The organism is Phascolarctobacterium sp. (assembly GCF_045124115.1).
In the GTDB taxonomy this organism is placed as follows: Bacteria; Bacillota; Negativicutes; order Acidaminococcales; family Acidaminococcaceae; genus Phascolarctobacterium_A.
Genome location: NZ_JBGVLF010000047.1, coordinates 98,426 through 111,979 on the forward strand (window position 1 = coordinate 98,426; position 13,554 = coordinate 111,979).

The 13,554-nt window shown below is 48.0% G+C and carries 14 protein-coding genes; all 14 read left to right on the forward strand.

All coding sequences use genetic code 11. From position 1 onward, the window contains the following. The first annotated feature begins 83 nt into the window (after nucleotides 1-83). The 14 genes from ACJMM4_RS07295 (at nucleotide 84) to ACJMM4_RS07360 (ending at nucleotide 13,217) form a co-directional block, all read left to right on the forward strand. On the forward strand, nucleotides 84-953 hold the full coding sequence (locus ACJMM4_RS07295; RefSeq protein ID WP_405380984.1) for a methionyl aminopeptidase: 870 nt from the start codon (nucleotides 84-86) through the stop codon (nucleotides 951-953). A 25-nt stretch (nucleotides 954-978) separates the two neighbouring features. After that, entirely contained in the window at nucleotides 979-2,355 is a 1,377-nt protein-coding gene (locus ACJMM4_RS07300) for an NCS2 family permease (protein WP_405380913.1), read from the forward strand. 27 nt (nucleotides 2,356-2,382) lie between these two features. Beyond that, the gene (ade, locus tag ACJMM4_RS07305) at nucleotides 2,383-4,098 is read left to right on the forward strand and encodes an adenine deaminase (protein WP_405383783.1); all 1,716 of its coding nucleotides are present in this window, start codon (nucleotides 2,383-2,385) and stop codon (nucleotides 4,096-4,098) included. Between the two features lie 3 nt (nucleotides 4,099-4,101). Next, nucleotides 4,102-5,409, forward strand: a complete 1,308-nt coding sequence (locus ACJMM4_RS07310) for an ATP-binding protein (RefSeq protein WP_405380917.1) — start codon at nucleotides 4,102-4,104, stop codon at nucleotides 5,407-5,409. A 108-nt stretch (nucleotides 5,410-5,517) separates the two neighbouring features. Next, nucleotides 5,518-5,721 carry a 50S ribosomal protein L31 gene (rpmE, locus tag ACJMM4_RS07315; protein ID WP_405380919.1) on the forward strand — a complete coding sequence of 68 codons (204 nt, stop codon included), beginning with the start codon at nucleotides 5,518-5,520 and terminating at the stop codon, nucleotides 5,719-5,721. A 61-nt stretch (nucleotides 5,722-5,782) separates the two neighbouring features. Further along, nucleotides 5,783-6,673 (forward strand): DUF1385 domain-containing protein, encoded by an 891-nt coding sequence (locus tag ACJMM4_RS07320; protein WP_405380921.1) that lies wholly within the window; start codon nucleotides 5,783-5,785, stop codon nucleotides 6,671-6,673. A 20-nt stretch (nucleotides 6,674-6,693) separates the two neighbouring features. Further along, nucleotides 6,694-7,761, forward strand: coding sequence for a peptide chain release factor 1 (gene prfA, locus ACJMM4_RS07325; RefSeq protein WP_405380923.1), 1,068 nt, complete (start codon nucleotides 6,694-6,696; stop codon nucleotides 7,759-7,761). Nucleotide 7,762: 1 nt separating this feature from the next. Beyond that, entirely contained in the window at nucleotides 7,763-8,689 is a 927-nt protein-coding gene (gene prmC / locus ACJMM4_RS07330; RefSeq protein ID WP_405383785.1) for a peptide chain release factor N(5)-glutamine methyltransferase, read from the forward strand. After that, nucleotides 8,652-9,749, forward strand: coding sequence for an L-threonylcarbamoyladenylate synthase (locus ACJMM4_RS07335; protein WP_405380927.1), 1,098 nt, complete (start codon nucleotides 8,652-8,654; stop codon nucleotides 9,747-9,749). The genes prmC and ACJMM4_RS07335 overlap by 38 nt, the downstream gene beginning before the upstream one ends. 34 nt (nucleotides 9,750-9,783) lie before the next feature. Then, nucleotides 9,784-10,227: a ribose 5-phosphate isomerase B gene (rpiB, locus tag ACJMM4_RS07340; RefSeq protein ID WP_405380929.1), complete on the forward strand. Its 444-nt coding sequence runs from the start codon at nucleotides 9,784-9,786 to the stop codon at nucleotides 10,225-10,227. A gap of 35 nt (nucleotides 10,228-10,262) precedes the next feature. Next, a complete protein-coding gene (locus ACJMM4_RS07345; protein WP_405380931.1) occupies nucleotides 10,263-10,823 on the forward strand; it encodes a TIGR01440 family protein in 561 nt (186 codons plus the stop codon). Nucleotides 10,824-10,854: 31 nt separating this feature from the next. Beyond that, the gene (gene glyA / locus ACJMM4_RS07350; protein WP_405380933.1) at nucleotides 10,855-12,108 is read left to right on the forward strand and encodes a serine hydroxymethyltransferase; all 1,254 of its coding nucleotides are present in this window, start codon (nucleotides 10,855-10,857) and stop codon (nucleotides 12,106-12,108) included. A gap of 31 nt (nucleotides 12,109-12,139) precedes the next feature. Beyond that, on the forward strand, nucleotides 12,140-12,760 hold the full coding sequence (upp, locus tag ACJMM4_RS07355; RefSeq protein WP_405380935.1) for a uracil phosphoribosyltransferase: 621 nt from the start codon (nucleotides 12,140-12,142) through the stop codon (nucleotides 12,758-12,760). 1 nt (nucleotide 12,761) lies between these two features. Further along, nucleotides 12,762-13,217 (forward strand): deoxycytidylate deaminase, encoded by a 456-nt coding sequence (locus tag ACJMM4_RS07360; RefSeq protein ID WP_405380937.1) that lies wholly within the window; start codon nucleotides 12,762-12,764, stop codon nucleotides 13,215-13,217. Nucleotides 13,218-13,554 lie beyond the last annotated feature (337 nt).

Sequence of the window (13,554 nt, forward strand, 5' to 3'; positions counted from 1 at the left end):
TAATTTAGTAGGAAAATGTGAAAAGTCGCTTAATTCGTGTTACAATAAGGTGTAATAGTTTTTTTGAGTGCAAGTAAAGGAGAATAAAGATGACTGATAATAATTTGTGTTGGTGTGGCAGCGGTAAAGCTTATGCAGACTGCCACCAGATGAACGATGCTAAACTGGCACTGTTGCAATCCCAAGGCAAGGAAGTGCCTACCCGTGAGATGATCAAGACTCCGGAGCAGATTGCCGGCATCCGTGAAGCCTGCGCTATTAATACTGCAGTACTGGATGAGGTTGCTAAGCATATTAAAGCAGGCATGACTACGGAAGAAATCAATACCATTGTATATGATTTCACTATTGCTCATGGGGCAACTCCCGCACCTTTAGGCTTTTGCGGCTTCCCCAAAAGTGTGTGCACTTCCGTTAATGACCAAGTGTGCCACGGTATCCCCAGCCAGTACGACGTGCTGAAAAGTGGTGATATCGTCAATGTGGACGTGTCCACTATTTACAAAGGTTATTATGCGGATGCTTCCCGCATGTTTATGATTGGCAAGGTGCGTAAGCCTGCAGCCGATCTGGTGGCAATCACCAAGCAGTGCCTGCTGAAAGGCATTGAAGCAGCTCAGCCCTGGGCGCATTTGGGCGATATTGGTGCAGCAGTATCCGCATTGGCAAAGAAACATGGCTACAGTGTAGTTACCGAGTTCGGCGGTCATGGTGTAGGCGTGGAATTCCACGAAGACCCCTTTGTCTGCCATGTGGGCAAACGCAACACGGGTATGGTTCTGGCACCGGGTATGATCTTCACCATCGAGCCTATGATCAATATGGGGCGTAAAGGCGTTTTTGTAGACGCTGCCAACGATTGGACAGTTTATACCGAAGACGGCAGTCTGTCCGCCCAATGGGAGCACACCATTTTGATTACGGAAAACGGTCCGGAGATTTTGACCTACTGATTTTTGTTTTAAGGAGGGCGTTAGTATGGATTTCTTGGCTAAATTTTTCAAGCTGGAGGAGCATGGCACCACAGTAAAGACTGAATTGGTGGCAGGCTTGACTACCTTTATGACTATGGCCTATATTTTGGCTGTTAACCCGGGTATTTTAGGTTCTTCCGGTATGGATGCAGGCGCTGTTTTCACTGCTACGGCTTTGGGTGCTTGTTTAGGTACTTTGTTCATGGCGTTCTTTAGTAATTATCCTTTCGCATTGGCTCCCGGTATGGGGCTCAACGCTTTTTTTGCATATACTGTCTGCGGCGTTATGGGTTATTCCTGGCAGGTTGCTCTGGCTGCCGTTTTTATGGAAGGTATTCTCTTCATCATCATGTCTCTGACAAAAATCAGAGAGGCTTTGTTTAACTGCATTCCCGTTTCTTTGAAACTGGGCGTTACCGGTGGTATCGGCCTTTTCATTGCTTTCATTGGTCTGCAGAACTCTAAAATTATTGTGGATGGACCTTGCTTGGTTGGCCTGTATCCCTTCCGTCAAGCGTTGGCTGATGGTTCCTTCCATTCCACCGGCATCGGTGCCTTCCTGGCACTGGTAGGTATTATCCTTACCACTGCTTTCTTGATTAAGAAGGTTCCCGGCGGTATCCTCTTGGGCATTTTGGCAACTTGGGGCTTGGGCGTTATCTGCGAATTGACCGGCATCTATATTCCTAATCCTAAGCTGGGTATGTTCTCCGTACTGCCCAACTTCTCCAATGGTTTCTCCATTCCCAGCTTGGCTCCCACTTTTATGCAGCTTGATTTTAGTATGGTAGGCACTTTTAACTTTATCGCTGTTATGATTGCCTTCATGTTTGTTGACCTTTTTGATACTTTGGGCACTTTGATCGGCGTAGCCTCCAAAGCGAATATGCTGGACAAGGATGGCAAGCTGCCGAAAATTGAGGGCGCTTTAATGGCTGACTCCTTGGCTACTACCGTAGGTGCAGTTTTGGGTACTTCTACCGTTACTACCTTCGTAGAAAGCAGCACCGGTGTTGCTGTAGGCGGTCGTACCGGTTTAACCTCCTTGACTGCAGCTGTACTTTTCCTGCTGAGCTTGTTCCTGGCACCTATCTTCTTGGCAATTCCTGCTTTTGCCACCGCTCCTGCTCTGATTGTAGTAGGCTTCCTCATGGTAGGCGGTTTGGCGAAGATTGACTTTGAAGATTATTCCGAAGCTGTTCCTGCATACATGGCAACTATCTTCATGCCTTTTGCATACTCCATTTCCGAAGGTATTGCTTTTGGCGTTATTGCTTATGTAGCTATGAACCTGTTGGCAGGCAATAGCAAGACCAAGAAGATTAACTGGATTCTCTATCTATTAGCTATTATCTTTATTTTAAAATATATCTACATGTAATTGTGTTTGCAGTAAACGAGGCGTGTTATGAATAAGCATGTACGAGCAGTAGCCTTGGGCAAAGAACCCGGTGATGTGCTGCTGCGTAATGGCAAAATTGTAGATGTGCTGACGGAAAGCGTTTACGGGGGCGAGGTCGTACTGGCGGACGGAGTGATTGCCGGGATTGCGCCCTACGGAACCTATTCTGCAGCAAAAAAGGAAATTGACGTGGCGGGGGCATTTATTGCCCCCGGTCTTATTAACGCTCATTGCCACGTGGAAAGCAGTATGGCGGCTCCTGAGCATTACTGCGCCGAAGAATTGGCTTGGGGCGTTACGACCTTGATTACGGATCCCCATGAGATTGCCAATGTGGCAGGGGCGGAGGGTATCCGCTACATGCTGCAGGCAGGTGGGCACATGCCCATCAACTACTATGTGCAGCTGCCTAGTTGTGTGCCTGCAACTCCTTTTGAACATGCAGGCTGCATTATGGATGCTGCAGCCATGGTGGAACTTATGGATGAGCCCGGTGTTTTGGGCGTGGGCGAAATGATGAATGTGCCCGGCGTCTTGAACGATGCTCCTGATGTGTTGGCAAAGTTGGAGTTGGCGTTGCAGAAAAAACGCGTTATTGACGGGCACGCTCCCATGTTAGGCGGTACGGCGCTGCAAGCTTATGCAGCCAGCGGCATTGATACGGATCACGAAAGCATTTCTTGGGCGGAAGCTAGGGAAAAACTGCGTGCAGGGATGGCGGTGCTGGTACGCCAAGGCAGTGCGTCTAAAAATTTGCAGGTTGTTTTACAAGGTGCCTTGGCAGAGGGCGTGGATGTACAGAACATGGCCTTTTGCACTGATGATAAACATTTAGCTGATATCCGTAAGGAAGGCAGTATCCGCCACTGTGTAAAAATGGCTGTGGCTTTAGGAATGAACCCTGTGCGTGCGCTGCGCATGGCATCCATCAACGCTGCTAAGATTTACGGCTTACACCGTTTGGGTGCTATTGCACCGGGGTGGCAGGCGGATATTGTTGTTTTTGACAATCTGGAAGCGTTACGTCCTTTGCACGTATTCCACAAAGGTGAAGATGCTGTGGCAAAGGCTGCTAAAGTAGTGCCTCTTGTCCCAGCTCCTGCACTGCAGGGCAGCGTACGTCCTGCTCCCTTTACTGAGGCGGACTTTGCTGTGGAGAAATTTGCGGCGGAAAAAGAATATCCTGTCATTAGGATGCTGCCCGGGGAAATTCTAACGGCAAAGGAAAGCATTGGCGGTGCAGATGTTCCCGCTGCTTTGGCGGCAGGCAGTTTGCACATGATTGCTGTCTTGGAACGTCACCATGGCACAGGCTACATGGGATTGGGACTCATTGCAGGCTATGGCTTGCGCAACGGTGCCGTTGCCACTACGGTTGCACACGATTCCCACAACTTGATTGTTATTGGCAGTACACCCAAGGATATGGCAGTGGCTGCCCATCAGCTGGTACACTTGCAAGGCGGTTATACCTTGGTAGAAGCAGGGCAGGTGAAGGGCAGTGTGCCTTTGGCTATTTGCGGCTTGATGAGCAGTGCTCCGGCAGAACAGCTCATAGTTTCCTTAGAAGAAATTCGTACTTTGGCTCATGCACAAGGCGTGCCCAAGGGTATTGATCCTTTTATCAGTTTAAGTTTTATGGCTCTGCCCGTTATTCCGCACTTACGGATTACGGATATGGGTATGTTTGATGTAGATAAATTTGCTTTTTGTGAGGGGTAAGATATGCATAGATTAGTTTCCCAACTTATTGTTTACCGCAATCTGCCGGAGGATAATTTGCTCTATCCTTTAGCGGATGTGTGCGAAGAATTTGCTACCGGTAATTATGTGAAGGAAGATTTGGTAGATCGCATTTATGACCAAATCCATCGACTTTTAGATATTGCTACTGTTTACGGCTTCAACCATAACTTGTGGCAGAACTACTTGACCTATCTGCTCATCAGCTGCGAGAATCCTTTTGCCATTACTTGCGAAAAAGTGGGCGCTTGCCATGGCAGTGTAAACAGCTTTGCTAAAGCTGATTATGCTGTGTTCAAAAAGCTTTTCCACTATAACTTTGCTCCCTTGGAAAAGGAATTAGGTATTAACTGTTTCTCCATTATTACGGATTATGCGGCAGTGGAGAAGAAGGAGCGTCGTTATAACAAGAATATCAGCGATAAGGTGCAGGCGTTGAGCAGCGCTATTGCGGCAGCTAAGGATGGGGAAGAAGTCTTTGCTCTTGTCACTGATTTTTATAAAGCATATGGCGTGGGCACTCTGGGCTTGAACAAGGCTTTCCGCCTGATTCACGAGGAAGGCTGCGAGGCAGAATTGGTGCCTATTTCCAATACGGAAAACATCACTTTTGATGATTTGGTGGGCTATGAACGCCAAAAGCAGCGCCTTTTGGAAAATACGGAAGCCTTTGTGGAAGGTCGCCCTGCTAATAACGTCCTGCTTTTTGGCGACAGCGGCACAGGCAAGTCTAGCAGCATTAAGGCGTTGATTAACAAGTACTATGACCAAGGCTTGCGCATGATTGAGATTTATAAGCATCAGTTCCGCGATTTGTCCCAGGTTATTGCTACAATTAAGAACCGCAATTATCGCTTTGTTATCTATATGGATGATTTAAGCTTTGAAGAATTTGAGATTGAGTATAAATATCTCAAGGCGATTATCGAAGGCGGTCTGGAAGTGCGTCCTGACAATATCTTGATTTATGCTACCAGCAATCGCCGTCATTTGATTAACGAGACTTGGAAGGACCGTAATGATGTGACGGAAGAAGACGGTATCTACAAGTCCGACACCATGCAGGAGAAGCTGAGCCTAGTCAACCGTTTTGGTTGCACTATTTACTATGGCCAGCCCAACCAAAAGGAATACTTCAACATTGTTTGCGAGCTTGCTAAAAAGCAGGGTTTGGATATTCCCGAAGAGAAGCTGTGTGCGGAGGCTAAAAAGTGGGAGCTGAACCACGGTGGTATTTCCGGACGTACAGCCCAACAATTTATCAATTACGTGCAAGGCGTAGGGATTTGAAAAATAAAATAAAAATCTCTTGCTTTACATTGTGCTATGTGATACACTAATGTAGTGTTAATTTCTTAACTGATGAAACTAATCTGTTCTAAAAGTGAGGTGTAAAGAATGAAAGAAAAGATTCATCCCAATTATGGTGAAGTTACTGCTACCTGCGCATGTGGCGCAAGCTTCGTAACCGGTAGCACTAAGAAAGAAGTTCGCGTGGATGTTTGCTCTAAATGCCATCCATTCTTCACTGGTCAACAACGTAACGTAGCTGCTCGCGGCCGTATTGAAAAATTCAACAAACGTTACAACAAAGAACAATAATTTTTATATTTACAGCAGAGCAGCTTAGTTGCTCTGCTGTTGTTCTTTTTCAGGAGAAATTATGAATAACAGTTGCTGCAAGAAACCTAATGTAGGCGGACAAGCTGTAATTGAGGGCGTTATGATGCGCGGCGTGGACAAGGTTGCCGTAGCCGTTCGCAAGCCCGACGGGGAAATCGCAGTGGACGTGAACCCGGTAAACAGCATCCGCGATAAATATCCGATTTTGAAAAAACCGCTGCTTCGCGGCGTTATTGCTTTATTTGAATCTTTATATGATGGTATGAAAGCCTTGGCTTATTCTGCACAAATCAGCGGCGATGAAGACGAACAGCTTTCTGATAGGGAAATGGTGTTGACTATTATCACCTCTGTGGCTTTAGCCATTGGTCTTTTCATCATCATCCCCACTTGGTCCATGCGCTTTATGCATAGCTTGACCAATGACCCCATGCTGCTCAACTTGGCAGAGGGCGTGCTGCGTATGATTATTTTCTTGGCATATATTGCCGGAATTTCCTCTATGGAAGAAATTCAACGGGTGTTCCAATACCATGGTGCGGAGCACAAAACCATCTACACCTATGAGGCAGGTCTGCCCCTTGTAGTGGAAAATGTACGCCCTTTCAGCACCCTGCATCCCCGTTGCGGCACCAACTTTTTGATGATTGTCATGCTGATCAGCATGTTTATCTTTACTTTTTTAGGCTGGCCCAATTTGGTGGAACGTATTGCTTCCCGCATTATCCTGATGCCTGTCATTGCTGGTGTCAGCTACGAGTTGATCCGTTTCGCCGGTGCTCATGCGGATAATAAGCTGGTACATTACGCTATTATGCCGGGACTGCTTTTGCAAAAGCTCACCACCCGACAACCGGACGATAGCCAAATCGAAGTAGCTATTGCTTCTTTGAAAGCTGTCCTGCCGGAAGAAGAACTGACTGAACAATAATTAGAATAGGGAGAGAAAATATGCTCGATAAATTACAGGCCATTGAAGACAGATATTTAGACCTGGAAGCGAAAATCAGCGACCCGGATGTTATTGCCGACCAAGCCAATTGGTTGAAGGCAACAAAAGCCCATGCCAAACTGGAACCCATTGTCACTGCTTATCGTGAGTACCGCGATATGTGCGCTGCCCGTGACGAAGCAGAAGAAATTCTCAATGCCAATGAGGATGACGAACTGACGGAAATGGCGAAAGAAGAATTGAAGGAGCTGAAACCTCAAATCGAGGAGTATGAACAGCGCCTGACCATTCTGCTTCTGCCTTCCGACCCCAATGATGATAAAAACGTAATTGTGGAAATCCGCGGCGGTGCAGGCGGCGAGGAAGCAGCTCTCTTTGCAGGCGTGCTCTTCCGCATGTATATGCGCTACGCAGAAACCCGTGGCTGGAAGGTAGAAGTTATGGATTCTTCCCCTACCGAACTGGGCGGATTCAAGGAAGTTGTCTTTCAGATCAACGGCGACAGTGTGTACAGCCGCATGAAGTTTGAAAGCGGCGTACACCGCGTACAGCGTGTGCCTGAGACCGAATCCCAAGGCCGCGTACACACTTCTACCGTTACTGTAGCAGTGTTGCCGGAAGCGGAAGAAGTGGATGTAGAAATCAATCCTGCAGACTTGCGTATTGATACCTACCGTGCAGGTGGCGCAGGCGGCCAGTACGTTAACAAGACCGAGTCCGCAGTACGCATGACCCATATTCCTACCGGTATCGTGGCTCAATGCCAGGATGAAAAATCCCAGCTGAAGAACCGCGAAAAATGTTTGCGCGTGCTCCGTGCCCGCATTTTGGAAAAAGCCCAGGAAGAACAACGTGCCGCTACTGCTGAAGATCGTAAGAGCCAAGTAGGTACAGGCGACCGTTCCGAGCGTATCCGTACTTATAACTATCCCCAAGGTCGTGTTACCGACCACCGCATCGGTCTGACACTGCATAAGTTGGACACCATTGTCAACGGCGATATGGACGAGCTTTTGGATGCATTGATTACCGCTAAGCAGAGCGAGCAATTACGACAGGTGAAATAAAATGGCTGATTCTGTTTGGACCATTATGAAAATCATAAATTGGACAAAGCAGTACTTTGAAGCAAAGGGCGTGGAAAATCCACGCCTGGATGCCGAAGTACTGCTTTGTGCTGTCTTAAAGTGCCAACGCATTACTCTGTATGTGGACTTTGAACGTCCGCTGACGGAGGAAGAGTTGGCGATCTATAGGGAGTACGTCCGCCGTCGCGGCAATTTTGAACCCTTGGCCTATATCCTTGGGGAAAAGGAATTTATGCGTAACACCTTTAAGGTGAACAAGGCAACTTTGGTCCCTAGGCCGGAAACAGAGTTGCTGGTAGAAAGCTTGCTTAAAGCAGCACCATACCTACGCAGGGAAGGTGACGTCAAGATTCTAGACATCGGTACCGGTAGCGGTGCTATTATCGTTTCCTTGTTGGACTATCTGCCCCATGCCAAGGGCGTAGGTGTGGACATTAGCGTGGATGCCCTTGTAACTGCCAAGGCTAATGCTGATGCCATCGGCGATGTCAAGGAGCGCATTGGCTTTGTGCGTAGCGATGTGTTCAGCAAACTGCCTGTAGAGAAAAAGTTTGATATTATCGTTTCCAATCCGCCCTATATTCCTGCTGGGGATATTGCTGCTTTGGATAAAGATGTACAGCAGGAGCCGGTAACTGCTTTGGACGGCGGTGAGGATGGTCTTGATTTTTATCGCCGCATTACAGCGGAAGCTGCCGAACATATGGAGGCAGAAGGTCTGCTGGCCTTTGAAGTGGGCATCCACCAAGCAGAGGCTGTGGCACAGCTGTGCAGAAATGCAGGCTTCGCTAAAACTGCTATTCGCAAGGATTACGCAGGCATCGAGCGTATGGTCTTTGCTGTAAAAACTACGAAGGGAGGGGATGCTTATGAAGACATGCTATTGGAAATTACAAGGGAACTCTGAGGATGCGGAAATCTTCCGCAAAGCAGGTGAATTGATCCGCCAAGGCGAGGTTGTAGCTTTCCCTACGGAAACAGTGTACGGCTTAGGCGCCAATGGCTTGAATCCTGAGGCAGTGGCAAAAATTTTTGCAGCTAAAGGACGTCCTCAAGATAATCCCTTGATTATGCATATTGCCCGCAAGGAAGATATTGCTCAGTTGACTACGGGCTTGAATGCCAATGCGGAAAAAATCATGGAGCATTTTATGCCCGGACCTTTGACCATGATCGTGCCCAAGGCACCCATCGTTCCCGATGTGACCAGCGCAGGTCTGGATACTGTAGGCGTACGCTTCCCGGGCAATAAGTACGCCCAGGAATTTATCCGCGCCTGCGGCTGTCCTATTGCTGCACCATCCGCCAACATCAGCGGGCGCCCCAGTCCCACTAACGCCCAAGATGTGTTGGAAGATATGGACGGCAAGATAGCTGCCATTATTGATGGTGGGGCCTGTGGCGTTGGGTTGGAGTCCACTGTGGTGGATACTACCAGTCCGATTCCCACTATCTGCCGACCGGGGGGCGTTACCTACGAAATGCTGACGGAGGCACTGGGGGCGATGGAGATTGATCCTGCCCTTATGGGAGATAAAAATTTTAAGCCTAAGGCTCCGGGGATGAAGTATCGTCACTACGCTCCTAAAGAGCCTGTCTACCTCTTGGAAGGGGAGGCTGTAGCCTTGCTTCCTGAGCTGGTGGCTAAGGCAGTGGCGCAAGGGATAAAGATTGGTGTTCTTTGCAGTTCCGCAATGGCAGCACAGCTGCCGCAATCACCGCAAGTGCTGTTGTCCTGTTGGGGCGATAGCAGGGAGCAGTTGGCAGGTGATTTATTCTATCTGCTGCGCGATTTCGACCGCACTAAACCAGAGGTTATTTTGGCACAGGGCGTCAGCGAGGATGGCATCGGCCTAGCAATCATGAATCGTTTGCGCAAGGCTGCAGGCTATCAGATCATTACTTTGGAAAAGGGTACATTAATATTAAAAAATGGTAAACAATTACCGGGATTTATGATAGAATAAGAATATGTGAATTCGATTACAAGGAGGTAATTTTATGAAAATTGCTATGGCATGTGACCACGGTGGCGTGCATCTGAAGGATCATATCAAAAAATATTTGCAAGATAAAGGTATCGAGGTTGTTGACCATGGTACTTTTGGTGAAGAATCTGTTGACTATCCTGATTTTGCAGAAAAACTCTGCAAAGATATTACTAGCGGCGAAAGCGGTGCAGAACGCGGCATCCTGATTTGCGGTACCGGTATTGGTATTTCCATTGCTGCTAACAAATGCAAGGGTATCCGTGCTGCCTTGTGTGCAGATGTATTCTCTGCAAAAATGAGCCGTGAGCATAACAATGCCAACGTACTGTGCATGGGCGAGCGCACCACCGGTGTAGGCTTGGCTGAAATGATTACCGATACTTGGCTGGAAACCGAGTTTGCCGGTGGTCGTCATGCGCGTCGCGTAGATAAAATCATGGCACTTGAGAAATAAAAGTGCCGAGTATAGTAAGGTAAGTGGCTATGGATATGAAGTTAGTTGAAAAAGAAGCTGCAGATCAGCTTGCTGCGGCAGCGGAAGAATTAATCAGCATCGCTAAACCCCGCAAGGGACAAATCTTCGTTTTAGGCTGTAGTTCCAGCGAAGTGCTGGGTGCTAAAATCGGCACCGGTGGTAGCAGTGATGTAGCCGTAGCCATGTTCAAGGCCCTCAAGGCTGTGTGTGATAATCACGGCTTGCGTTTGGCCGTACAATGCTGCGAGCATTTAAACCGTTCCCTAGTTGTGGAAGCGGAAACTATGGACGCTTACAATCTCACCGAGGTTACTGTGCGCCCCGTTGCCCACGCAGGTGGCGCTATGGCCACGGCTGCTTACGAAAATTTCGCAGAGCCTGTGGTTGTAGAAAGCATTTGCGCTCATTTGGGCTTGGATGTCGGCCAGACGCTTATCGGTATGCATTTGAAAAGAGTGGCTGTACCGGTACGTTTGCAATATAGCAAAATTGGCGAGGCAGTTTTAACTGCCGCCAGAACCAGACCGCCCCTAGTAGGTGGCCCGCGGGCGCAGTATTTGGAAAACCGCCCGTAATGCTTTGAATTAATATTGGAGGGACTTGGAAATGAATCTGGAAAAATTGGCTGTTGTAGACCCTGAGATTGATGGTATTATCCATGAGGAATTGAACCGTCAACGTAACAAAATCGAATTGATTGCTTCTGAAAACTTCGTTACTCCCGCAGTTATGGAAGCTATGGGCACCATCCTCACCAACAAATATGCTGAGGGCTATCCCGGTCATCGTTATTATGGTGGCTGTGAATATGTAGACAAGATTGAAACCTTGGCTATCGAGCGCGCAAAGGAGTTGTTTGGCGCTAAATTTGCCAATGTACAGCCTCACTGTGGTGCTAGCACCAATATGACCATTTACTTTGCTTTCTTAAAACCCGGCGACACCATGATGGGTATGGATTTATCCCAAGGCGGTCATCTGTCCCACGGATCCCCGGTAAATATTTCCGGTACTTACTATAATGTAGTTCACTACGGTGTAAACAAAGAAACTGAACTGATTGACTACGAAGCTATGGAGGCGATGGTTAAGGAGCACCATCCCAAAATGATCGTAGCAGGCGCTAGCGCTTATCCCCGCATTATCGATTTCAAACGTATTGCTGATATCGCTCATGCAAACGGTGCAATGCTTTTAGTAGACATGGCACACATTGCCGGTCTGGTAGCAGCAGGTCTGCATCCGTCTCCGGTTCCTTATGCTGACTTTGTTACCACCACCACTCATAAAACTCTGCGTGGCCCTCGTGGCGGTATTATCCTGACCAATAACGAAGAATACGCTAAGAAGATTAACAAAGCTGTATTCCCTGGCCTGCAAGGCGGTCCTTTGATGCACATTATCGCTGCTAAGGCTGTTGCTTTTGGTGAAGCTTTGAAACCTGAATTCAAAGAATATCAAGCTAACATCGTTAAGAACGCTAAAGCTTTTGCAGAAGGCTTAAAGGCAGAAGGCTTCCGTTTGGTATCCGGCGGTACCGATAACCACTTGATCCTGGTTGACGTTCGCAACAAGAACCTGACCGGTAAAGAAGCAGAACACCTGCTGGATGCAGTAGGTATTACCTGCAATAAGAACACCATCCCCTTCGATCCTGCCAGCCCCTTCGTAACCAGCGGTATCCGTCTGGGCACTCCTGCAGCTACTACCCGTGGCTTCAAGGAAGAAGACTTCAAAGAAGTTGCTGCTATCATGGGCTTGGTATTGAATAACCCCACCGATGCAGAAAAACATGCAGAAGCAGCTAAACGCGTAGCAGCTCTCTGCGCTAAATATCCTATGTATCCTAATATCCAATAAGCTCCGATTTTAAAAAGAGAGGAACATCCCTATGCAGATTACAGTTGTTGACCATCCCCTGTTGAAAGCAAAAATGACACGCCTGCGCGACATCAATACCGATTGCGCTACTTTCCGCCGTACTATCGGCGAAGTGGCAATGCTGTTGACTTTTGAAGCAGCTGCAGGCATCCCCATGGAAGAATGCCAAGTTACCACTCCATTGTGCGAAACTACCGGTAGCCGTATCCATGGTACTGTCAACGTTATCCCCATCCTGCGTGCAGGCCTGGGCTTTATGGAAGGCGTTTTGACCGTGTTGCCGGAGGCTAATGTTGGCCATATCGGCATGAGCCGTAACGAAACTACCTTGGAGCCTATGGAATATTATTGCAAGCTGCCCAAGGATCTGGATGCCTATACCATTGTGGTAGACCCCATGCTGGCAACCGGTGGTAGCGCTGTAGCTGCTGTGGATCAGCTGAAAAAGCGTGGCTTGAAGAATATCTGCTTCATGTGCTTGGTAGCTGCACCGGAAGGCGTGCTGAAGCTCAATGCTGCGCATCCGGATGTAAAGATTTACGCAGCTGCTCTTGACGACCACCTGAACGAGAAAGGCTACATCGTTCCCGGTTTGGGCGATGCAGGCGACCGTATCTTCGGTACGCTTTAAGATGATGGCAGAGCAAGTACGTCCTGATTGGGATGAATATTTTATGGAAATCGCCCAGGTGGTAAGCAAACGCTCCACCTGTCTGCGCCGCAGCGTTGGCGCGGTGATTGTCAAAAACCGTCAGATTGTTGCTACCGGTTATAATGGTACGCCTAAGGATCTGCCTCACTGCGCAGAAGTCGGCTGCCTGCGGGAGCAATTGAAGGTGCCATCCGGGAAGAACCACGAACTGTGCCGCGGTATCCATGCGGAGCAGAATGCTGTTGTGCAGGCTGCCTACCATGGTGTATCCGTTAACGGCGGTACTTTGTACTGTACGCACCAGCCCTGCGTGGTTTGCACTAAGATTCTTATTAATGCAGGCATTGAGCGTATTGTTTACGCCAACCCTTATCCTGATAAGCTGGCTGAGGACATGATGCGCCAATCCGGAATTAAGATTGATATTGTTAAATAAAATGTGAGATGGCTGGGGCGTTTGTCATACTATCATATCCGCGGCTCACGTGCGATTTCTTAACGCTCACTTCGTGCAGTATCGCAACGAAGATTCGCGGCCAATCTTGTTCGCAAAACAAGTTACTGTATGGTTCGCTTCACTTCGGTGATACTAGGCACTTGTGATCTAAAATCGCAATGATTCGCCTAGGGATATGATAGTAATGACATTTGGTCACAGCCTTTTTTCTGCAATAATAAACAATTTGTTGACAAAATACAGTACATCAAGGTATAATATTCTTGTCAATGGAGACTACACGGGATGCGTGTAGTCTCTTTTCGTTTTATTAGGG

Coding starts and splice junctions, on each gene's coding strand:
- rpmE (WP_405380919.1), top strand. CDS start 5,518: ATGAAAGAAAAGATTCATCCCAATTATGGTGAAGTTACTGCTACCTGC.
- ACJMM4_RS07300 (WP_405380913.1), top strand. CDS start 979: ATGGATTTCTTGGCTAAATTTTTCAAGCTGGAGGAGCATGGCACCACA.
- prmC (WP_405383785.1), top strand. CDS start 7,763: ATGGCTGATTCTGTTTGGACCATTATGAAAATCATAAATTGGACAAAG.
- rpiB (WP_405380929.1), top strand. CDS start 9,784: ATGAAAATTGCTATGGCATGTGACCACGGTGGCGTGCATCTGAAGGAT.
- ACJMM4_RS07320 (WP_405380921.1), top strand. CDS start 5,783: ATGAATAACAGTTGCTGCAAGAAACCTAATGTAGGCGGACAAGCTGTA.
- ACJMM4_RS07335 (WP_405380927.1), top strand. CDS start 8,652: ATGAAGACATGCTATTGGAAATTACAAGGGAACTCTGAGGATGCGGAA.
- prfA (WP_405380923.1), top strand. CDS start 6,694: ATGCTCGATAAATTACAGGCCATTGAAGACAGATATTTAGACCTGGAA.
- glyA (WP_405380933.1), top strand. CDS start 10,855: ATGAATCTGGAAAAATTGGCTGTTGTAGACCCTGAGATTGATGGTATT.
- ade (WP_405383783.1), top strand. CDS start 2,383: ATGAATAAGCATGTACGAGCAGTAGCCTTGGGCAAAGAACCCGGTGAT.
- ACJMM4_RS07360 (WP_405380937.1), top strand. CDS start 12,762: ATGATGGCAGAGCAAGTACGTCCTGATTGGGATGAATATTTTATGGAA.
- ACJMM4_RS07345 (WP_405380931.1), top strand. CDS start 10,263: ATGAAGTTAGTTGAAAAAGAAGCTGCAGATCAGCTTGCTGCGGCAGCG.
- upp (WP_405380935.1), top strand. CDS start 12,140: ATGCAGATTACAGTTGTTGACCATCCCCTGTTGAAAGCAAAAATGACA.
- ACJMM4_RS07310 (WP_405380917.1), top strand. CDS start 4,102: ATGCATAGATTAGTTTCCCAACTTATTGTTTACCGCAATCTGCCGGAG.